General features: G+C 60.5%; 18 protein-coding genes. 16 read left to right on the plus strand and 2 right to left on the minus strand.

Features of this window, described 5'->3' with window-relative positions:
* The first annotated feature begins 327 nt into the window (after positions 1–327).
* From V8Z65_RS07790 to V8Z65_RS07860, 15 genes are all read left to right on the plus strand, one after another.
* The gene (locus V8Z65_RS07790) at positions 328–621 is read left to right on the plus strand and encodes a hypothetical protein (RefSeq protein ID WP_338723594.1); all 294 of its coding nucleotides are present in this window, start codon (positions 328–330) and stop codon (positions 619–621) included.
* A 268-nt stretch (positions 622–889) separates the two neighbouring features.
* Positions 890–4,345: a DNA polymerase III subunit alpha gene (dnaE, locus tag V8Z65_RS07795; RefSeq protein WP_338723595.1), complete on the plus strand. Its 3,456-nt coding sequence runs from the start codon at positions 890–892 to the stop codon at positions 4,343–4,345.
* The gene (locus V8Z65_RS07800; RefSeq protein WP_338723596.1) at positions 4,345–4,713 is read left to right on the plus strand and encodes a VOC family protein; all 369 of its coding nucleotides are present in this window, start codon (positions 4,345–4,347) and stop codon (positions 4,711–4,713) included. Before dnaE ends, V8Z65_RS07800 begins: the two co-directional genes overlap by 1 nt.
* 319 nt (positions 4,714–5,032) lie before the next feature.
* Positions 5,033–5,806 carry a 30S ribosomal protein S2 gene (gene rpsB, locus V8Z65_RS07805; protein WP_338723597.1) on the plus strand — a complete coding sequence of 258 codons (774 nt, stop codon included), beginning with the start codon at positions 5,033–5,035 and terminating at the stop codon, positions 5,804–5,806.
* 114 nt (positions 5,807–5,920) lie between these two features.
* Entirely contained in the window at positions 5,921–6,847 is a 927-nt protein-coding gene (tsf, locus tag V8Z65_RS07810) for a translation elongation factor Ts (RefSeq protein ID WP_338723599.1), read from the plus strand.
* A gap of 193 nt (positions 6,848–7,040) precedes the next feature.
* Entirely contained in the window at positions 7,041–7,760 is a 720-nt protein-coding gene (gene pyrH / locus V8Z65_RS07815) for a UMP kinase (RefSeq protein WP_338723601.1), read from the plus strand.
* A 104-nt stretch (positions 7,761–7,864) separates the two neighbouring features.
* Positions 7,865–8,425 carry a ribosome recycling factor gene (frr, locus tag V8Z65_RS07820; protein WP_338723603.1) on the plus strand — a complete coding sequence of 187 codons (561 nt, stop codon included), beginning with the start codon at positions 7,865–7,867 and terminating at the stop codon, positions 8,423–8,425.
* A 33-nt stretch (positions 8,426–8,458) separates the two neighbouring features.
* Positions 8,459–9,220, plus strand: coding sequence for an isoprenyl transferase (locus V8Z65_RS07825; protein ID WP_338723604.1), 762 nt, complete (start codon positions 8,459–8,461; stop codon positions 9,218–9,220).
* Positions 9,217–10,077: a phosphatidate cytidylyltransferase gene (locus V8Z65_RS07830; protein ID WP_338723605.1), complete on the plus strand. Its 861-nt coding sequence runs from the start codon at positions 9,217–9,219 to the stop codon at positions 10,075–10,077. Before V8Z65_RS07825 ends, V8Z65_RS07830 begins: the two co-directional genes overlap by 4 nt.
* Positions 10,078–10,098: 21 nt before the next feature.
* Positions 10,099–11,220, plus strand: a complete 1,122-nt coding sequence (gene rseP / locus V8Z65_RS07835; RefSeq protein ID WP_338723606.1) for an RIP metalloprotease RseP — start codon at positions 10,099–10,101, stop codon at positions 11,218–11,220.
* Positions 11,221–11,403: 183 nt separating this feature from the next.
* Positions 11,404–13,518 (plus strand): outer membrane protein assembly factor BamA, encoded by a 2,115-nt coding sequence (gene bamA / locus V8Z65_RS07840; protein ID WP_338723608.1) that lies wholly within the window; start codon positions 11,404–11,406, stop codon positions 13,516–13,518.
* Positions 13,519–13,591: 73 nt separating this feature from the next.
* The gene (gene lpxD, locus V8Z65_RS07845) at positions 13,592–14,620 is read left to right on the plus strand and encodes a UDP-3-O-(3-hydroxymyristoyl)glucosamine N-acyltransferase (RefSeq protein WP_338723610.1); all 1,029 of its coding nucleotides are present in this window, start codon (positions 13,592–13,594) and stop codon (positions 14,618–14,620) included.
* Positions 14,617–15,090 (plus strand): 3-hydroxyacyl-ACP dehydratase FabZ, encoded by a 474-nt coding sequence (gene fabZ, locus V8Z65_RS07850; protein ID WP_338723612.1) that lies wholly within the window; start codon positions 14,617–14,619, stop codon positions 15,088–15,090. Before lpxD ends, fabZ begins: the two co-directional genes overlap by 4 nt.
* On the plus strand, positions 15,087–15,893 hold the full coding sequence (gene lpxA / locus V8Z65_RS07855; RefSeq protein ID WP_338723614.1) for an acyl-ACP--UDP-N-acetylglucosamine O-acyltransferase: 807 nt from the start codon (positions 15,087–15,089) through the stop codon (positions 15,891–15,893). The genes fabZ and lpxA overlap by 4 nt, the downstream gene beginning before the upstream one ends.
* A gap of 36 nt (positions 15,894–15,929) precedes the next feature.
* Positions 15,930–17,063, plus strand: a complete 1,134-nt coding sequence (locus V8Z65_RS07860) for a lipid-A-disaccharide synthase (RefSeq protein WP_338723615.1) — start codon at positions 15,930–15,932, stop codon at positions 17,061–17,063.
* Between the two features lie 13 nt (positions 17,064–17,076).
* Here the strand turns inward: V8Z65_RS07860 and gltA are convergent, their stop codons facing one another.
* Together gltA and gltX are read right to left on the minus strand one after the other, a co-directional pair.
* Positions 17,077–18,366 carry a citrate synthase gene (gltA, locus tag V8Z65_RS07865; RefSeq protein ID WP_338723616.1) on the minus strand — a complete coding sequence of 430 codons (1,290 nt, stop codon included), beginning with the start codon at positions 18,364–18,366 and terminating at the stop codon, positions 17,077–17,079.
* A gap of 183 nt (positions 18,367–18,549) precedes the next feature.
* A complete protein-coding gene (gltX, locus tag V8Z65_RS07870) occupies positions 18,550–19,965 on the minus strand; it encodes a glutamate--tRNA ligase (protein WP_338723617.1) in 1,416 nt (471 codons plus the stop codon).
* Between the two features lie 130 nt (positions 19,966–20,095).
* Between gltX and V8Z65_RS07875 the strand changes: the two genes are divergently transcribed.
* A complete protein-coding gene (locus V8Z65_RS07875; RefSeq protein ID WP_338723618.1) occupies positions 20,096–22,183 on the plus strand; it encodes a ComEC/Rec2 family competence protein in 2,088 nt (695 codons plus the stop codon).
* Positions 22,184–22,188: the final 5 nt, after the last annotated feature.

Raw genomic sequence — 22,188 nt, forward strand, 5'->3', positions numbered from 1 at the left:
GCGACGTTAGGCCGGTAGGCAGTAGCAGAGCTAAGTGAGGCTATCCGTTAGGACGTCCTCCCTCCAACCCACAGGCCGTCACCCTAGGGCCAGACCCGAGGGTCTTGGACTTGCACGCGTCGTGGGCTGACGATGAACCCAAAGTGAAACGCCCTCGGGTCACGCCCGAGCGCGACATTCCCGCGATTGGGGTCTGCACTTATCCCTCTTATCCTCGCCCCCTCCATCCTCCCCCATAATCTGCTCGTCCTCACCGACAACACGCGGTACCGACGAAGTGCCGGGTGAGGAGGCAGGCCGCACGGTGTCGATCGGGCGGAGGCGTGTATGCTGACCACCGGTCGCTCAACTGAAGCGAACGGCGACAAGCGGCGATGGATGTTTCGGCGTCCGGGCCAAAAGTCTGCGCCGCTCGTGGATGGGATGAGCAACCCGCAAGGGGGCCGCTCGATGCATGCGTCCGAAATCCTGTTCGTGGGAAGCGGCTTTCGCCTCTTCTTTAATTTAACCGAGGCGAAAGCCGCTTTTCACCGTGCCGAACACAGCGTCCCATCGGACGGGGTGTCGATCGCGCACGCCCCGATTCTTAACGCCCGCCAACCTCTCCTAACGAATTCCTAACCAATTAATCCTTGTCCCCGGTTTCACCGTTGTTCCCGTCTGGACGAGAACAAAAACCGAACGTATAAGAACAATACAGAAACACGGGAGACCAAGATGCTCGATTTTGTCAAAGACCTCGCCGCTTTTGTTACCCTGGGCGCCTTCACCATCGGATCGCTCACCTGGATGGATATCATCACCCATATCGCGTGATCGGCTGTGGATTGGTGCAACGGTGGTTTGACCCCGCAAGGTCCGTGCCACAAGGTTGATTCAGGAGATGCATATGCGCGGCCCTGGCTTCATTCACCTTCACGTTCATTCCGCCTTCTCACTGCTCGAAGGCGCCTTGCAGCTTGAGACCATTCTCAAGCTCGCTGCGGAGGACGCGCAGCCGGCCCTGGGCATAGCCGACACCAACAATCTCTTCGGCGCCCTCGAATTCTCCGAAAAGGCGACCAAGAAGGGCATTCAGCCCCTGATCGGCGTCGAGCTGGCGGTCGATTTCGCCGCCACCGAGGAACGGGTCAGCGAACGGGGGCATACCGCCTGGACCGGAAAATCCAGCATTGTCCTGATGGCACAGTCCGAAGAGGGCTTTTCCAATCTCTCGCGGCTTGTTTCCCGCGCCTATCTCGAAGGCGAGGACGGTCTGGCCCGCGCCCGCCTCGACTGGATGACGCGCGAGAGCCTCTCTGGGCTCATCTGCCTCTCCGGCGGTCCCGAGGGCGCCATCGACATGGCCTTTGCCAATGGCCAGGATGCCAATGCCGCCAGGCGCCTCGACCGCCTGGCCGATCTGTTCGGCGACCGCTTCTATATCGAATTGCAGCGCCATGGGCGGCCCATGGAGACGACGGTCGAGCCGAGGCTGGTCGATTATGCCTATCGCAAGGGCATCCCGCTGGTGGCCACCAACGAACCCTTCTTCAAGACCGTCAAGGAATATGAGGCACATGACGCGCTGCTGGCCATTGCTGGTGGCTCCGTGCTCGCCCAGACCGAGCGGCGCAAGCTCAACGACCAGTATTACTTCAAGTCCCGCGCGGAGATGGTCGAGCTTTTCTCCGACCTGCCCGAGGCGCTCGACTCCACCATCGAGATCGCCAAGCGCGTGGCCTTCCGCCCGCGCACCCGCGGGCCCATCCTGCCCAAATTTGCCGCCGGCTCCCACGCCACCGAAGACGAAGTGGTCGCCGCCGAGGCCGCCGCCCTGCGCAAGATTGCCGTCGATGGCCTCGACAAGCGCCTTGAAATTGTCGGCCTGGCGCCGGGCAAGGAAGAAAAGGAATATCGCGAGCGGCTCGATTTCGAGCTCGGCATCATCGAAAAGATGAAATTCCCCGGCTATTTTCTCATCGTGGCCGACTTCATCCAATGGGCCAAGGCCCACAATATTCCGGTGGGGCCGGGGCGCGGTTCGGGTGCGGGCTCGCTTGTGGCCTATGCCACCACCATCACCGACCTCGATCCGCTGCGCTACAATCTGCTGTTCGAACGCTTCCTCAATCCCGAACGCGTTTCGATGCCCGACTTCGATATCGACTTCTGCCAGGACCGGCGCGAGGAAGTCATCGACTATGTGCAGGACAAATACGGCTCCAGCCAGGTCGCCCAGATCATCACCTTCGGAACGCTCCAGGCGCGCGCCGTGCTACGCGATGTCGGTCGTGTGCTGCAAATGCCCTATGGTCAGGTCGACCGTATCTGCAAGCTCGTCCCGGCCAACCCCGCCGATCCATGGTCTATCGAGCGCACCATGAACGAGGTGCCGCAATTCAAGCAGATGGCCGAGGAGGACGAGACGGTCGGGCAATTGGTGGAGATCGCCAAGGCGCTCGAAGGCCTGTTCCGCCACGCCTCGACCCATGCTGCCGGTATCGTCATTGGCGACCGGCCGCTTCAGGAATTGTTGCCGCTCTATCGCGATCCGCGCTCGGACATGCCGGTCACGCAATATAACCTCAAATGGGTGGAACCGGCCGGGCTGGTCAAATTCGACTTTCTGGGCCTCAAGACGCTGACCACCATCCGTTACGCCGTGGATATGGTGAAGCAGCGCGGGGTCGAGCTTGATATCGACGCCATTCCCATTGATGACGCAGCCACTTACAAGCTCTATGCCCGCGGTGATACCTACGGCATCTTCCAGTTTGAAAGTGCGGGCATGCGCCGGGCTTTGATGGATCTCAAGCCCGACCGCATTGAAGACCTCATCGCTATGAACGCGCTCTATCGGCCCGGCCCGATGGACAATATCCCCAGTTTCATCAACCGCAAGCACGGCACTGAAGACGTTGTCTATCCGCACCCGGCTCTGTCCGAGGTGCTCGACGAGACCTATGGCATCATCGTCTATCAGGAGCAGGTGATGCAGATCGCCCAGCTCCTTTCCGGCTATTCGCTGGGCGAAGCCGATATGCTGCGCCGCGCCATGGGCAAGAAGATCAAGGCGGAGATGGACAATCAGCGCATCCGTTTCCGCGAGGGTGCCGGCCCCAATGGGGTCAAGGAAGCGCTGGCCGACGAAATTTTCGACCTTCTGGCCAAGTTCGCCAATTATGGCTTCAACAAGAGCCACGCCGCTGCCTATGCCTGGGTCAGCTACCAGACTGCGTACCTCAAGGAACATTTCCCGCACGAATTCTATGCGGCGTCCATGACGCTCGATATGGCCCAGACCGACAAGCTGTCCGATTTCCGGCGCGAGGCCGGCAAGAAGGGCATTGAGGTCGTGCCGCCTTGCGTCAATCAGTCCGAAGTCGTCTTTTCGGTGAAGGACGATCGCGTTCATTATGGCCTGTCGGCCGTAAAAGGCGTCGGTCGCGCTATGGCCGAGCATATTGTCGAGGTTCGTGGTGACACCCCCTTCAAGGACCTTGGCGATTTTGCCCGCCGGGTCGATCCGCGCGTCCTCAACAAGCGCACGCTTGAAACCCTGGTCAATGCCGGGGCGTTTGACGCGCTCGTACCGCGCCGCGAAGTGGCCTTCGCGGCGGTCGAAACCGTCATTGGTACGGCCCAGTCCCTGACCGCCGATCGTTCCAGCGGCCAGGTTTCCATGTTCGATAGCGTTGAGGAAGAACCCTTCCGCCTGCCCACCGGCGTAGCTGTCTGGAACTCAACCGAACGCGCCGATCGCGAATTGTCGGCCATCGGCTTTCATCTCTCCGCCCATCCGCTCGATGCCTATGCCGATCTCTTCGAAAAGCTCCGTGTCCAACGCTGGAGCGATTTCGAGCGGGCGGTGAAAGATGGCGCCGGGGCAGGGCGCCTTGCCGGCACCATTTCGTCGCGTAACGATAGGCGTACGCGAAAAGGCACGCCTATGATGATCCTGACCTTGTCGGACCAGAGCGGCACCTTTGAATGCATTGCCTTTTCCGAGCAGATCAATGAATTCGGCGCCATTTTGCAGCCCGGCAATTCCGTGATCCTGCAGGTCGGCGCCGATGAACGTGCCGAAGGCATCAGCGTCCGCCTTATGTCGGCCGAGCCTATTGAGGGCATGGCCGAGCGGATTGATCGCCAGCTGACGGTTTTCCTCGCCGATCCCAAGGCCCTTGGCGCCACCAGCGCCCAGCTCAAGCGCGGCGGCAACGGCACTGTCAATTTCGTGGTGATCCGCGATGGCGGCGCTCGTGAATATGAGATCGAGCTGCCCGGCAAATATAACGTCACGGCCGAAGTCGCCGGCGGCATCAAGGCACTCGACGGCGTGACGGATGTCAGGTTCGCCTAATGTTGGGTCACATTTCCTTTGGCGTCGGAGACATTCAGCGAGCAGCGGTGTTTTACGATTCTACCTTGGCTGCACTTGGTTATGCTCGGCTCTGGACAGGCGAAAAGGGTCTTGGCTACGGTAGACCAGATGGTGGAGAAAAACTGAATCTGTTTGAGGTTGTGGCTCCGATTGCGCCGGGCCCGGGATTTCATCTGGCTTTCGATGCACCCGACGAGACCGCAGTCGATCGCTTCCATTCCGCCGCCTTGCTGTTCGGAGGTGTGGATGAGGGAGCACCAGGGCTGCGGCCACACTACGGACGAACCTACTATGCCGCGTTTGTGCGGGATCCGGACGGCCATAAATTGGAGGCGGTCTATCAGTAGAAGCGCGGGGGAGGCGAGCCTTGGCCCATCCTCCCTCGCTCAGGGGCTCTCACCCTTGTCCCCGCGTTCATGCGCGGGTCTATGATTGGAATAATACCATCGCAAAGCCGGAGGTTGCTTGAAATTGTCGTGAATATGCCGCCCCATTGGCATGTGGCTTGCCTATTGCGATTTGTTCGCCTATAGCACGCACGCGTTCGGCATGGGCCGGACGTGATTTCACACACGAAGCAGGCTTTCCTGTCCTGGAAATCCATCCGGTGGCGAATTTCGCTGCAAGGCTTCGTGGAGGCATCAACCGGTAAAGGAGCAGCCCATCATGGCACTGCCAGAATTCTCTATGCGTCAGCTTCTCGAAGCAGGCGTGCACTTCGGTCACCAGAAGCACCGCTGGAACCCGAAGATGGAACGCTATATCTTCGGCGTTCGCAACGACATCCACATTCTCGACCTCAGCCAGACCGTGCCGGCCCTCAGCCGCGCTCTGCAGCTCGTGTCCGACACTGTGGCCGATGGCGGCCGCGTGCTTTTCGTGGGCACCAAGCGCCAGGCGGCCCCGCTGGTGGCTGATGCCGCCAAGCAGTCGGCCCAGTACTACGTCAACTCCCGCTGGCTCGGCGGCACGCTGACCAACTGGCAGACCATCTCCAACTCCATCGCCCGCCTGCGCGAGCTGGAGTCGATGAGCGAGGCCGACCTGGCCCTGCGCACCAAGAAGGAACGCCTGATGATGTCCCGCGAGCAGGAGCGTCTTGAGCGCGACTTGGGCGGCATCAAGGACATGGGGAACCTCCCCAACCTGCTGTTCGTGATCGACACCAACAAGGAAGAGAACGCGATCAAGGAAGCCCGTCGTCTGGGCATCCCGGTCGTCGCCATCGTCGACACCAATTGCGATCCGGACATCGTCGACTACGCCATTCCTGGCAATGACGACGCCAGCCGCGCCCTTGAGCTCTATGTCTCGCTGATCTCGCGCGCCGCCATCGACGGCATCGGCCGCTCCTCGAGCGCCCTTGGCGCCGACCTCGGTTCGGCCACCGAAGCTCCGGCCGAGGACCTGCCGTCCGAAGGCGAACAGACCGTCAACTAATCTTCGTGCAGGCGTGCCTTTCTTCGCAAAGGCACGCCCCGCCCGATTCCGGGCGTTATAGATTGATCCCTACTCAAGAAGCCGCCCCGCGAGGGGCCGCCAAGAGGTGAACCCATGGAAATCACTGCTGCAATGGTCAAGCAGCTCCGCGACTCGACCGGCGTCGGGATGATGGACTGCAAGAAGGCCCTGGCCGAAACCAATGGCGATATGGACGCCGCCGTGGATTGGCTGCGCACCCGTGGCCTGGCCAAGGCCGCCAAGAAGGCGGACCGCGTCGCCGCTGAAGGCCTGGTCGGTGTCGTTACCGCCGGCACCAAGGCTGCCGCTGTCGAAGTCAATTCCGAAACCGACTTCGTTGCCCGCAACGAGCAGTTCCAGAACATTGTCGAAGCCGTCTCCAAGCTGGCCCTCGATGCCGATGGCGATGTCGTCAAGCTCGGCGAAATGCCGTTCCCCGGCACCGGCCATTCGGTTTCCGCCGAGTTGACCGAAGCCATCGCCAAGATCGGCGAGAACATGAACCTGCGCCGCACCCAGACCGTTTCGGTCACCGACGGTGTCGTGGAAAGCTATGTCCACAATGCGGTCAAGCCCGGCATGGGTAAGATCGGCATTCTGGTCGCGCTTGAATCGAGTGGTGACAAGGCCGCTCTGTCCGCTTTGGGCAAGCAGCTCGCCATGCACATCGCCGCTGCTCAGCCCCAGGCCATTTCGCCTGATGAGCTGGACCAGGAAGTGGTTGCGCGCGAGCGTGCCATCATTCTCGAGCAGGTCAAGGAAAGCGGCAAGCCCGCCGACATCGCCGAGAAGATGGTCGAAGGCCGCATGCGCAAATATTTCGAGGAAGTCACGCTGCTTAGCCAGGTCTTCGTCATCGACGGCGAAACCAAGGTCGGCGACGCGATCAAGAACGCCGAAAAGGATGCCGGCGCTCCGATCAAGCTGACCCGCTTCGTGCGCTTTGCCCTGGGCGAAGGCATCGAAAAGGCGGAGAGCGATTTTGCCGCTGAAGTCGCCGCGACCGCTGGCGTGAAGTAAGTCGAATATTTTGGGAGCGGCCGTTTGCGGCCGCTCCCTGCTCTTCAGATCGTTCGGATTCTGGATCGAGCCTCACAAATTCTCAATCATGTCCTGCAGAACCACGGCTTCTATTGCCGGGTGTTTTGCCATAGGGTCTGCCCGGTCCGCCGGATTCGGTGGCCCGAATTGTTCAGATCAAGGGGTCCCTCCGATGTCATCCGCACATAAGCGCATCTTGCTCAAGGTTTCGGGTGAAGCGCTGGCGGGAGACAATTCTTTCGGCATCGAGCCGCCCTATTTGCAAAGAATTGCCGGGCAGATCGCCGATGTCGCGCGGGGCGGCGTGCAGGTTGCCATTGTCGTCGGCGGCGGAAACATCTTCCGCGGCATGGCCGGCGCGGCCGACGGCACCGACCGGGTGACGGCCGACCTGATGGGCATGCTGGGCACCATGATCAACGCCCTGGCGCTGAGCAACGCCATTTCCCGCCAAGGGGTTAAGTCAAAACCGTTCAGCGCCGCCACGATGCCTTCAGTTGCCGATACATTTACGGCGCGCGATGCGAAACTGGCGCTCGAGGAAGGCTTTGTTGTCGTTCTGGGCGGTGGCACCGGCAATCCATTCTTCACGACCGATACCGCCGCCACGCTGCGCGCCATCGAACTCGAATGCGACATGGTACTCAAGGGCACCAAAGTTGACGGAGTTTATTCGGCAGACCCGATGAAGGACCCGGCGGCAACCCGATACAGCCAGATCGGCTATGACGAAGTCATTAGTCGCAATCTCAAGGTCATGGACACTGCCGCATTCGCCCTTGCCCGCGACAATGCGATGCCGATAATCGTATATGCATTGGACGACAAGGCAGGCCTTGCTGGTGTATTGGAGGGCAGGGGGCAATCCACGCGCGTGGGCAACCCGCTCTAGGCGCCTGGCAGAAAATGCCGACGGCCCGCAGGGCCAGTGAACCGGATAAACGCCGGATATTGGGCACAAGACCTGAACCGGCAATGGACTGGAAGGAAACGGCGATGGCCGCAAGTTACGATCTCAACGACCTCAAGACGCGCATGCAGAAATCCGTCGCGTCGCTCAAGGACGAGTTGGGCGGCCTGAGGACCGGGCGCGCCAGTGCCAGCCTGCTCGAGCCGGTGACCGTGGATGTCTATGGCTCGCGTATGCCGCTCAATCAGGTCGCCACTGTTACCGTTCCGGAACCCCGCATGTTGTCCGTTCAGGTGTGGGACCGCTCCAATGCGAGCGCCGTTGAAAAGGCCATTCGTGACAGCGGCCTGGGCCTCAACCCCATGAGCGAAGGCCAGATCATTCGCGTGCCGCTGCCCGAGCTCAATGAGCAGCGCCGCAAGGAATTGGCGAAGGTTGCACACAACTATGCCGAGCAGGCGCGCGTCGCTGTTCGGCATATTCGGCGCGACGGGATGGACGCCTTGAAAAAGGCGGAGAAGGACGGCGACATGAGCCAGGACGATGCCAAGAAGCAGTCGGATCTCGTTCAGAAGGCAACCGACGAAGCCGTGGCCGAGATCGATACCATCGTCGCAAGCAAGGAACAGGAGATCATGCAGGTCTGAGTGACCGCCTGATCTTGCGCCGGGAGGGCGTCGATGGCAGGGGAACCGGCCGCCAGCATGAGTGTGGAACCGGGAGCGGGCCTCAAAATCCCGCGCCACATTGGCGTGATCATGGACGGCAATGGCCGCTGGGCCAAGCTGCGCGGCAAGCGGCGCACTGAAGGGCATGTGGAAGGGGTGAAATCCCTTCGCGGCCTGGTGGAACACTGCATAAATTATGGCGTGTCCTATCTGACCGTCTTCAGTTTTTCATCGGAAAACTGGTCGCGCCCCACGGATGAAGTGTCATTTATTTTCAATCTGTTGCGGCGCTTTGTTGCTTCAGATTTACAGCGGTTGATCCGCAATAATGTGCGCGTCCGCATTATCGGCTCGCGCGATGGGCTTGAACCATCTCTGGTCAAGCTGATCGACGATGTCGAAGCCAAGACGCGGGCCAATACTGGCCTGACTCTGGTTGTGGCGTTCAACTATGGCAGCAAGGCCGAGATTGTGGCTGCCACCCGGCATTTGGCGCGCGAGGTGGCAGCGGGGCGCCTGCATCCCGACGACATAGATGAGCGGCGTCTTGGCGACGCCCTCTACACCGCCGGATTGCCCGATCCCGATGTCATTATCCGTACCAGCGGCGAGCAGCGGCTCTCCAATTTCCTGCTCTGGCAGGCGGCCTATTCCGAATTTGTGTTTGTGGACGAGCACTGGCCCGATTTTGACGAAACCAGTTTCCTGCGCGTGCTCGAAACCTATTCCCAGCGCGACCGGCGCTTTGGCGGCATAGGGACGACGGCGCGTTGAGCGAGCAGGGCGATCCTGGTGTAGAGCCGCCGGCAAAAACGCGCCGGTCATGGGCCGATATAGGCCCCAGGCTCGCTTCGGCTGCCGTGCTGATAGCGCTGACTGCGACCACCCTCTATTTCGGCGGCTACCTGTTCGGGGCAGTGGTCGGCGCGGTCTATGCCCTGGCCTATCGCGAATGGGAAACCATGGTCACGCGAGCCCCCCTGACACCAGGAGGTATCACTCTGATTGTCCTGGTCGGGAGCTCAGGGCTGCTTTTCCCGCTCGCCGGGATTTGGGGGCCGCTCCTGGCGACCGTATTGGCCATCCTTCTCGCGGTCACCATGGAGCGAGAGCACATGGTCTGGCGGATTGCCGGCCTCATTCTTTTCGGAGCATTGATCGTCTCGGTTCTGGGCATGCGAGGCACCGATATTGCCGGCGTCTGGGCCGGCGTCTATCTCGGCACGGTGGTGTGGATGACCGATTCTGCGGCCTTCTTTGCCGGCCGCCAGATTGGCGGAGAAAAGCTGGCGCCGGATATTTCGCCATCCAAGACCTGGTCGGGCGCCTTGGGAGGGCTGGCCCTGGGTACCGGAGCCGGACTTCTGGTCTGGATTTGGCTGACAGACTCCCCGATCTGGATTGGTGTCGTGCTGTCTGCGACCATCAGCATATTGGGGCAGGCGGGCGATTTGGCCGAAAGCGCCATCAAGCGATTTTTCCGCATCAAGGACAGCGGCGACATTATCCCCGGTCATGGCGGGCTTATGGACCGGCTGGACAGCCTCACATTTGGCGTGTTTCTCGTGGCAATTGTTGGCGGCCTTCACGCGGGATTTGGTTCGGTGGCAGAAGGCCTGCTCAATTGGTAGTCAAAGGCGAAACGAGGTCCCATGCCTGAAGCCTTTTTGTGGCTCAATGCCATATGGATCATTGCCTTCATCGTCTTCGTGCACGAAATGGGCCACTATCTGGTAGCGCGCTGGAATGGCGTCGCGATCCATACCTTTTCCATAGGTTTTGGCCGGGAGATCTTCGGCTGGAATGACAAGCAGGGCACCCGCTGGCGAATCTCGATGATTCCGCTGGGCGGTTATGTTCGTTTTGTCGGTGACATGAATGCTGCCAGCGCCCCCGATCCCGAGGCCGCGGCAAATGTCGATCCCGCTCTGGCGCCGCGCCTGTTTGCCAACAAGAACGTTTGGCAGCGCATAGCCATAGTGGTGGCCGGCCCGGCGGCCAATGTCCTGCTGACCTTCCTCATTCTTTACGCCCTGCTGCTCGGTTATGGCCGTTATTCGATCCCACCGGTCATTGGCGACGTCATGGCCGGGTCCGTTGCCGAAGCGGCCGGATTTCTGCCCGGCGACGAAATCGTGGCCGTCGACGGCTATGCGGTTCGCGGCTTCGAGGATTTCCAGCGTTACGTCGCCACCAGCCCCGAGCGACCTGTCGTGGTCGACCTCCTGCGCGCGGGTGCCGAACGCACCCTGACCCTGGTTCCCGAAGCCGTTGAAGTCAAAGATCGATTCGGGAACGATCAGCGCATTGGCCGCATCGGGGTCTCTCGTGATGTCGGTGAGGCCGATGTGACACTTTACCGCCCCGGTCCGGTCGAAGCCGTCGGCATGACCTTTGAAGAGATCAGGTTCATCGTGCAGCGCACGGCTGCATTTCTGGGTGATTTCTTTGTCGGCAGGGGCGACGTGGAGCAATTGGGAGGGCCCGTAAAGGTCGCCAAAGTGTCAGGAGAAGTGGCGACTTTGGGCTTTGTTCCGCTTGTCAACCTGATGGCGCTGCTATCGCTCAATATCGGCATCTTCAACCTCCTGCCCGTGCCGATGCTCGACGGAGGACACCTGTTTTACTATCTCATCGAGGCCCTTCGCGGCCGCCCGCTGAGCATGCGGGTTCAGGAGATTGGATTTCGCTTTGGATTTGCTCTTGTACTTGCGCTCATGGTGTTTACGCTGTTCAACGACACCGTGTTCGACCATTTCGGTATTCTGCGCTAAGGCCTTGTTAACCTTGGTTCGCAAGGTGTTGCATGAATACAAGGTCGCCAATGAATTGCTAACCGCGTGAACACTCACGCCTTGTTCCTGGTTAAAAAAACAGTAAAACACTTCAATGGAGTTAGCTTGGGGGAGCGCTGTGCATGGCGATTCTCCAAGCGGGTCGCAGAAGGCAATAACAATATGATTCACCCCACCAAGTTGATGCGTGGCGCGGTTTCGGCGATCGCCATTATGGGGGCTGCCCCCATGGCTGCCGGCGTGCCTGTCCTTGGCGTTGTGGCTGCTCACGCACAGGAGCAATTGGTCGCTTCGGTGCTGTTCGAAGGCAATCGTCGCTTTCCCGACAGTCAGCTCCTGACCATGGTCGATATTTCGACCACCGGCATTTTCAGTCAGCAAAGGCTCAATGCCGATATCGAGAGCATCCGGCAGGCCTATGATCGCGACGGATTCAACTCCGTTTCGGTGACGGCCCGGACCGAGCAGACCGCAGATGGGCGCGTGCGCGTCATCTTTGAAATCAATGAAGGCGAGCGCGCTGGCATTGCAGCGATCAACTTCACTGGCAACAATTCCATCGGTGCCGGCAACCTCAAGGGTGCCATGCTCACCAAGGAGTCCGGGATCCTGAGCTGGCTGCTCCGGGACGACACTTATGATGAGCAGAAGATGGCGGTCGACCGGGAGCGTATCCGCCTTTATTACGCCAATCGGGGTTTCCCCGATGCGCAGGTCAACTCGGTCGCTGAGTATGACGCGGCCCGCAACGCCTATTTCGTCAACGTGACCGTCAATGAAGGTCAGAAATATGAATTTGGCAACGTTGGCATCGAGACCAGCATCGACGGTCTGAACACCGACGTGCTGCGCAGCACCGTGCGTACCGGCAAGGGTGCACGCTATTCGATGTTCGACCTGCAGAAATCCATCGAAGACATGGCCTATGAGGCCACCACGCAGGGCTATTCCTTTGCTGACGTGCGCGCGCGTCTGGATCGCGATACGGCCAGCAACACCTTTAATGTGACTTATCTCGTCGATGAGGGCGCTCGCATTTATGTCGAGCGCATCAACATCACCGGCAATATCAAGACGCGCGACTTTGTTATCCGGCGCGAGCTGGATTTCGCCGAAGGCGACCCGTTCAACCGTTCCATGGTTATTCGTGGCCGCGATAGGATCGATGCACTTGGATATTTCTCCAAGATCGATATTTCGACTGCACCTGGTTCCTCGCCGGACAAGGTCGTGCTCAACATCAATGTGGTGGAAAGCTCGACGGGTGAATATGGTGCCACGGCGGGCTATTCGACCTCCGACGGCATCCTGGGCGAACTGTCGCTGACCGAACGTAACTTCCTTGGTCGCGGCCAATATCTGCGCGCCGCCATCGGGGCCTCGACATCGGGCCGCACGTTCGATTTCTCGTTCACCGAGCCGCGCTTCATGGGCCTCAAGGTGTCCGCGGGTGTCGATGCATATCATCGCATCAACGACGAAACCTCGACCAGCTTCTACGGCAGCCAGGTTACGGGCGGGCAGCTTCGCGTCGGCGTGCCGCTGACCAGCGCCCTCAATGCTCAGTTCTTTGGCGGCCTTGAACACAAGGTTATCAAGGATGATAATCCGGATGACTCTGCGCTTGTGGCGAATGGTCAGGAGTTCAACAAGGCTTTTGTTGGCTACACCCTGACCTGGAACGGTGTCGACGACGTCAAGAACCCGACCGAAGGTCTCTATGCCACCTTCACCCAGCAATATATCGGCTGGGATCACAATCTGCTGCGCAGCGAGGCGCGCGCTCGCTACTTCGTGCCCCTCATTCCCGATAGTGGCGTCGTCGCCAGCGTTCGTGGCCAGGCGGGCATTGTGAACAGCGTCAATGGCGGTTCGGTCCATTCGGTGGAAGCATTCACACCGGGCTCGCAGTTGATCCGTGGTTTCGCGAGCAGGGGCTTTGGTCCGCGGCTGGCCAGCGGCGAATATGTCGGCACGACGATGTTTGCCGGCATTTCGGGCGAGATCGAGTTCCCAATTCCTGGCCTGCCGGAGAATTATGGTCTGAGCGGCGCGGTCTGGGCCGATGCGGCGTGGATCGGCGACAGCAGCAACATCCTTGGCGGTGGCGGTGCTGTGGCAACCAGCAATGATCAGCCCTGGCGGACCTCGGTTGGCGCTTCGCTGATTTGGGACTCGCCATTCGGCCCGCTGCGTGGCGACTTCGCTCACGTGTTGAACAAGTCGACCGACGATCGCACGCAGCTGTTCCAGTTCACTATTTCGACCCTGCTTTAGACCGGTCGTTTTCGAAATCGAGTTTGGAGCCGCGGGGCGGTAGCGCCGCGGCTTCATTTGTTTAAGTGGCATCATGGTCGACACCCGTTTTCATCGCTTTGCCGGTCCGCTGACTTTGGGTGCTTTGCTGGCCCAGATCGGTCAGTCCGGCCTGGCGGAGAGCCTCGCCAATTCGGCGCTTGTCATTTCCGGTGTTGCCGAGCTGGAATTGGCCGGGCCGGGCGACCTGGCTCTTGCAGCGCAGGCCGGCTACGCCGAGCAGTTGCGGGGCACCTCGGCCGGCGCGGTTCTCGTTTCTCCGGCATTGCGGGATGAGGTTCCCGATGGGTGCGTCGCTCTGGTAGTAGACAAGCCACACAATGTCTTTGCCGACATTCTTGATGCGCTTTATCCATCCAGCACACGATCGATAATCGCTGCGGGGCGTGAGGATTTGGGTGCCCCTGTCTTTGAGCGCGACGTGACGCTGGGCACCAATGTGGTCGTCGGCGCCGGTGTCGAGATCGGCCGCGGCACGGTGATCGGTGCCAACACGGTTATTGGAGCGGGCGTCACCATTGGCCGGAATTGCGTGATAGCCGCCAATTGCACCATTGATTGTGCGCATCTTGGCAACGAGGTTGTCCTGCATTCGGGCGTGCGCATCGGCACCGAGGGTTTCGGTTGGCTCGATTTTGGACAGTCCAATCGCAAGATTCCGCAATTGGGGCGCGTCATTATCCAGGATCATGTCGAAATCGGTGCCAATAGCACCGTCGATCGTGGCGCCCTTGGCGACACGGTTCTGGGCGAGGGCACCAAGATCGATAATCTGGTCCAAATCGGCCATAACTGCCGGATCGGGCGCAATTGCCTGATCGCCGCCATGAGCGGATTGTCCGGTTCGACCATCCTTGGCGATGGCGTGCTGATGGGTGGCGGCGTGGGCACGTCGGGGCACCTCAGCATTGGTGCCGGCTCTGTCATTCATGGTCGCGCAGCCGTGACCAAGGACTGGCCGGCCGGTTCCAAGCTTGCTGGCGCTCCGGCGCAGGATATAAGAGAATTTTGGCGTGAACTCGCCGTTGTGCGGAAACTGTCGAAGGGGGAGAAGCGGGGATGAATGAAACCGCCGCCGTCACCGAACTCAATGCCATGAACATTGCCGAGATACTCGAGGCATTGCCGCATCGGTATCCCTTCCTGATGATAGACAAAATCATCGATATCAACGGCGACGAATCCGCAGTTGGCATCAAGAACGTTACGTTCAATGAGCCCATCTTTCTGGGCCACTTTCCGAACAATCCGATTTTCCCCGGTGTGCTGATCATCGAAGGCATGGCCCAGACGGCCGGCGCGATTGTGATCAAGCACGATTCCACCGGCGGCCGGAAAAACATCGTGCTGATGCTGGGCGTGGACAATGCCCGCTTCCGCAAGCCCGCGGGACCTGGCGATACCATCGAATTCCACATTTCCAAGATGCACCGCCGCCGCAATGTCGGGCGGTACGAGGCCAAGGCCAAGGTCAATGGCACGATCATAGCCGAGGCCGAAATCACCGCGATGATCGTCGGGGCCGAAGCGTGACAGCCCCGGTTGTTCACCCCACGGCAATTGTTGCTGATGGGGCGAAGCTGGGCGACGGGGTCAAAATCGGCCCTTACAGCATCGTTGGCAGCAATGTTGTGCTTGGCGACAATGTGGAGCTGGTCTCCCACGCTGTCGTTGAGGGCAACACGTCCATCGGGCCGGGAAGCCGCATATTTCCATTCGCCTCAATCGGTCATGAACCGCAGGATCTCAAGTTTCACGGCGAGAATTCGCGCCTCGAGATCGGTGCGAATTGTACGATCCGGGAATCGGTCACGATCAACCCGGGCACCGAGGGCGGCGGCATGCTGACCAGGATCGGCGACAATTGCCTGATCATGGCCAGCGCCCATGTCGCGCACGATGTCGTCGTGGGCAATAATGTGGTGATCACCAATTATGTTGGTATTGCCGGGCACTGTCATATCGGCGACTTCGTCCGATTTGGCGGCACTTGTGTTGTTCATCAGTTCACGCGTATTGGCGCGCATGCCTTCATTGGTGCTCAATCCATGGTAGATGGCGACGTCATTCCTTATGGCATGGCCGTCGGCAACCGCGCGAGCTTGACCGGACTCAACCTGATTGGCCTGAAGCGCCGGGGCTTTGAGCGCGAAGCCATTCACCGCCTGCGCGCCGCCTATCGACAGATTTTTGCAAGCGAAGGGACACTGCGCGAACGCGTTGAAGACGCAGCGGAAATCTTCCGCGATGACGCTCTGGTCCAGGACGTTGTTCGCTTCATAGCCGATGCCCAGGACCGGCCTATCCTGCTGCCGCGCAACGGCCACGAGGTCTAGAACAGGGCAAGCAGCCGCCCGATTTTTGGAACAGCCATGAGCGAGACGCTCCGCCTTTTCGTGCTTGCTGGAGAACCGTCCGGGGATCGCATAGCGGCCGATCTGGTGGCGCGCCTGCGCGGTAAGGTGGCGCTGGATCTGTCCGGCGTGGGTGGCGATGAACTGGCGGGGCAGGGGCTCAATTCGCTCTTTCCCATGTCCGATCTGGCGGTCATGGGCGTCACAGACGTTTTGCTGAACCTGCCGCGGCTGCTTTTAAGGCTTGAGCAGACGGCGCGCGCCATTCTGGCGGCCAATCCCCATATTGTCGTACTGGTCGACGCCCAGGATTTTTCGCGCTTGCTGGCCGCCCGCCTGCGCAAACGGGGTTATGCCGGCCGGCTGATCCTTTATGTGGCGCCCTCCGTCTGGGCCCGCAATCCAGAACGCGCCGGCCGTTTAAAGCCGCTATTCGATGCGGTTCTGGCCGTGCTGCCGTTCGAACCTGCCGTTATGGAGCGATTGGGCGGACCGCCGACCTATTATGTCGGTCATCCGGCCCTCAGCGAAGCGCTGACCGCCCGCACCGCGCCTGATCGGGGAGCCGTCTTGTTGCTGCCGGGGAGCAGGAACGGGGAATTGCGCCGTCATCTGCCGGTCCTGGCGTCCATTGCCAAAGCGCTAGCGGCCCGCAGCGAGGTGACTGAACTGGTTATTCCCACGCTGCCCAGGCTGTGTGATCGGCTGGTGCAGGAAACCGCCGATTGGCCAGTGCCCGTGCGCATCGAAGAGAACAGACCCGCCCGGAAAGCGCTTTATGCCGATGCCATGGCCGCGATCTGCGTATCCGGCACGGTGACCCTGGAATTGGCGCTTGCCCGGGTGCCAATGTTGGTTGTCTATGCGTTGGACGGCCATCAGGCGCGTATATTCGCCAAGCTCGGCCGGCCTCCAGTGTCCCTACCGAATATCGTTCTGGATCGGCCGGTGGTGCCCGAAATGGTCGAGGCGCCACTGGATGCGGGCCGAGCCAGCGCTGCAGCTCTCAATCTCGTCGCCAACAAAAAAGCCCGTCAGGACCAGATGGCGGCCTTTGACGAGCTTTACAGCACTATGGAAGCGGGCCTGGCCCCTCATCCTCGTCAGGACCCGGCTGATCGGGTCCTGCATATTTGGAAGTCCGGCGCTTGACCGGAAAACTGCCTCAACGCTCGCTGATCGGCGAATAGTCGCGGGCGACGGCGCCATTGTAGAGCTGACGCGGACGGCCAATCTTCTTCTGCGGGTCGCCGATCATTTCTTTCCACTGGCTGATCCAGCCCACGGTACGGGCCACCGCAAACAACACGGTGAACATCGAGGTCGGGAAGCCGATCGCATCCAGGATTACGCCCGAATAGAAGTCCACATTTGGGTAGAGCTTGCGATCGATGAAGTACTGGTCTTCCAGCGCAATGCGCTCAAGTTCCTGAGCAACCTGCAGCGTTGGGTTATTATGGACGCCTAGGATCTCCAGCACTTCCTTGGCCGTCTGCTGCATGACCTTGGCGCGCGGGTCGAAGTTCTTGTAGACGCGGTGACCAAAGCCCATCAGGCGGAACGGGTCGTTCTTATCCTTGGCACGCGCGATGAATTCGGGGATGCGATCGACGGTGCCGATCTCGCGCAGCATGTTGAGGCATGCCTCATTGGCGCCACCATGCGCCGGTCCCCATAGGCAGGCCACACCAGCGGCGATACAGGCAAAGGGGTTGGCGTCGGACGATCCCGATAGGCGCACCGTCGAGGTCGACGCGTTCTGCTCGTGGTCTGCATGAAGCGTGAAGATCAGATCCATGGCGCGGGCGATCTTGGGATTGACCTTGTATTCCTCGGCCGGGACCGAGAAGCACATATGCAGGAAGTTCGCCGCGTAATCGAGGTCGTTGCGCGGATAGACGAAAGGCTGCCCCACCGAGTATTTATATGCCATGGCCGCGATGGTCGGCATTTTGGCGATCATGCGTATCGAGGCGATCTCGCGCTGCTGCGGGTCGTTGATATCGGTCGAGTCATGGTAGAAGGCGGCCATGGCGCCGACCACGCCGGTCATGACGGCCATAGGATGCGCGTCGCGACGGAACCCGCGGAAGAAATAGTGCATCTGCTCATGCACCATGGTGTGCCGCGTCACCAGTTGCTCGAATTCCTTGAACTGGGTCTGCGTCGGCAATTCGCCATAGAGCAGCAGGTAGCAGACTTCCAGATAGCTCGACTTTTCCGCCAGTTGTTCAATCGGATAGCCGCGGTAGAGCAATTCACCTTTGTCGCCGTCAATATAGGTGATGGCGCTGTCGCAGGCAGCCGTTGAGGTAAAGCCCGGATCGTAGGTGAACAGGCCCGTCTTGGCATAGAGCGAACGGATATCCATCACATCCGGTCCCACCGAACCACTCAATATGGGGAATTCGTGGGTCTGGTCTCCGATGACGAGTTTGGCGACTTTTTCGGTCATTGAGCTCTCCTCGCTTCGCCCCTTCCACCCGCAGGAAAGGATAGGAAACACGGGTCCGGGGCCGACGCCTTGGAAGCGCCGATTTTCCCGACGAGAGGTATCAGGTCTTGCCTACAGCAAGCAACTGATAGGTGAGCATGGCTTATCCATCTGACAGTCTTGCGAACGAGCCAAGCGAGGCCTTCAACGTCCGACCTGATCACCAATCCTGGCAAGGCTCTCTTCTCTTCCGATTAGCACCATTACCTCGAAAATCCCCGGAGAAACGGTGCGTCCGGTGAGTGCTGCACGCAAAGGTTGTGCCAATTTGCCTAGTTTAAGACCCTTCTCCTCGGCCAGCGCGCGCATGGCCGCATCGATGGCCGGCACTGACCAATCGGCAAGACCCCCTAACGTATCGGCAACACCCCTGAGCGCCAGACGCGCGTCCTCCGTCAACAAAGCGGCCGCCTTGTCATCCGGCTGAATCGGGCGCAGCGCATAGATGAACTGTGCCAGGTCGATCAGCTCAAGCACGGTCTTTGCCCGCGGCTGCAATTCGGGCAGGGCGGCCAGGACGATATTGTGGTTGGCCAAAAGGCCCTTGGCGTCGTCTTCCCGGCCCACTTCCTGCGCGGTTTCGACCATCACGTCATAGAGGTAGGAGGGATCAGCCTCGCGGATATAGTGGCCGTTGATATTCTCGAGCTTGACGAAGTCGAAGCGCGCGGCACCTTTGTTGAGAGCCTCCAGGCTGAACCATTCGACCATCTGTTCGGTGGAGAAGATTTCGTCGTCGCCGTGGCTCCAGCCCAAGCGTGCCAGATAATTGCGCAAGGCCGCAGGCAGGTAACCCATCTGCCGGTAGGCCTCGACGCCCAGCGCACCATGACGCTTGGAGAGCTTCGCGCCGTCCGGCCCATGAATAAGCGGAATATGCGCCATCTCCGGCACATCCCAGCCCATGGCATTGTAGATGATGATCTGCCGCGCCGCATTGGTCAGGTGGTCGTCGCCGCGAATGATGTGGGTCACGCCCATATCGTGGTCGTCCACCACCACTGCATGCATATAGGTCGGTGTTCCATCGGAGCGCAGGATAATGAAATCGTCCAGATTCTCGGTCTTGAACACGACCTCGCCCTGGACGTGGTCGCGCACCACGATCTCACCCGTCAGCGGCGCTTTGATCCGGATAACCGGCTTGATGTCGGCTGGCGCCTCGGAGGGGTCGCGGTCACGCCAATACCCGTTATAGCGGGGCGGCTTGCCGGCAGCGCGCGCTTCCTCCCGCATTTGTTCCAACTCCTGCGGCGAGCAATAGCAATAATAGGCGTGCCCCATTTTCACCAGTTCGTGGGCAACCTCGGCGTGGCGAGCCGCACGCGCAAACTGGCTGATCGGTTCACCCTCCCAGTCGAGACCAAGCCATTTTAGCCCGTCGATCAGCGCGGTGACCGCTGCCTCGGTAGACCGCTCGCGGTCGGTATCTTCGATGCGCAGCAGCATTTTGCCGCCCTTGTTCTGCGCATAGGCCCAGCTGAACAGGGCCGTGCGCGCACCGCCAATGTGCAGATAGCCGGTGGGAGAGGGGGCAAAACGGGTGACGACCTGGGACATTGTAACCGGAAGGATTTGAGGAATTGCGGGCCGTGTGTAGCATAGGCGGGCTTGAGCGCAAGGGCGGGGGCGCATGGGGGCAGGGCAAAGACCGTTTGGGGACGCGTCCGGACTGGCCGGATGGCGGCGCATGCCCCGGCGCGATGGGCAATGGGCGGTCGACCGACCAGCGGTGATTGCTGGACTTGTCGACGCGATGCATCGTGCCATCGAGTATCGTCGGCTCTTTGTCCTTCTGCCGTTTTCAATGATCTTTGGGCTGATCTCCTACGCCGCCCTCCCCAGCGAGCCGCATCCCTATCTGCTGGTTATGGGGACTGCGGCCTGTGTTGCCGTGCTGGGCCTGGCTCTCGCCAGGCGGGCCTTGCCCGTCTTCAGGTCTGCTACTCAATTGCTGGCGTTCTGGCTGGGATTTTGCCTACTGCCTCTGCACGGTCTGGTCTTGGGCACACCCATGCTGCTCTATCCGGCCTATGGCATCTATGAGGCGCAGGTTGACGAAATCCTGTCCTCCAATCCAGGCGTTACTCGGGTCATCGCGTCAAAGCTGGTCCCCGTGGAGGACGCAAAGCCGGTCCCCATCCGTCGTGCCCGCATTGTGGTGGCCGCGGACCTTCGCCTTATGCCTGGCGACCGCTTGCGCGCGCCCCTGCGCCTGGCTCCGGTGCCGGGACCAATTCTGCCTGGCGCGCATGATAGCCAATTTCACTCCTACTTCGCCGGTGTGGGCGCCTTTGGCGCGACCACCGGCCGCGTTGAGATCATCGCCGCAGATGAGACGCTCAGCCTTGATCGGCTCGTGCAGGGGCTGCGTGATCACATCGGCGACCGCGTAGATGCCACGCTGAATGGCCAAACCGCCGCCATCGGCAAGGCCATGGTAGTGGGCGATCAGGCCGATATCGCTAATGGGACCCGCGAGATCATGGCCGCCTCGGGTCTGGCGCATATCTATTCGATCTCTGGCCTGCACCTCTCGATTGTTGCCGGCGGCATATTCTGGCTCTTGCGGCTTGCCCTGGCCTCGGTCCCGGCTTTGGTGGCCTGGCCAGTTAAGCAGATTGCAGCACTGGTCGGCATCGTCGCGGCATTTCTATACCTCCTCCTGGCCGGCGGTCTCGACAATGTCCCAGCATTCCGGTCGACGCTCATGCTGGTGCTGATATTCGGCGCCGTCTTGGCCGGACGACAGGCGCTGACCATGCGCAATGTCGCGATCGCAGCGATCGTGATCATCCTGATCGACCCGGCCAGCGTCTTCCGGCCCAGTTTCCAGCTCTCTTTCGCCGCCGTCGTCGGACTGATTGGCATCTACGAAATGCCGCGCCCGCATCCGCCTGCTCGATCAGGCCGGCTGGCCCGCATTGGTGGCGTCATACTCGCTACAGCCTGGACCAGCCTGATCGCCGGCCTGGCCACTCTTTTGTTCTCGGCCTATCATTTTCAGCAGACCGCGCCGCTGGGTGTTCTGGGCAATGTGCTCGCCTTGCCCTTTGTCAGCCTGGTCATCATGCCATTCGGGGTGCTGTCCGTGCTGGCCATGCCCTTGGGCCTGGAAGCGCCATGCCTGCAAGCCATGGGTTGGGGCATAGACCGTATGGTTGATATCGCCGAACTGGTCGCGGGCTGGAGTTTGGGCTGGACCGGTAACCCCTTGCTTGCGCAATGGACGCTTATTGCTGGTCTCGTGGCCTTGGCCTGGTTCGCGTTTCTCGACGGCCGGTGGCGCTTGCTTGGTCCTGTTTTGGCGCTTCCCGTCGTTCTGTCGCTCGGCCTGGAGCAGCGGCCGGATATCCTCATCGCCGACAGCACCCAGGCCATCGCCATGCGCGATGGGGATGGTATGGCCTTGGTGGCCGGGCGGCTCGGCAGCTTCGCGGTCGACGTCTGGAGCGACCATTTTCAAACCGCGATAGCCGCCCAGCACCCTTTGGCCCGATGCGACAGCCTGGGCTGTGTCGTTGCCGAAGAACGCTTTAGCGTCGCCATTGTGCGCAATGCTTCGGCCTTTGCAGAGGATTGCGGCCGGCATGATCTGCTGATTGCCCGCATATACCCGCCGCAATATTGCTTCGCGGCTGGCGCTGTCATCGGCCCGCGGCAGCTTGCAGACGGTGGCGTACACTGGCTGACCTGGGACGAGGGGGCAGGGCAGTTCGACATTCGCCCGGCCATTTCCTCACTGGCGCGGCCATGGCGTCTGGCGCGGCGGCCATAGACCCC

The sequence above is a fragment of the Devosia sp. XK-2 genome (genome assembly GCF_037113415.1).
Taxonomy (GTDB): Bacteria; Pseudomonadota; Alphaproteobacteria; order Rhizobiales; family Devosiaceae; genus Devosia.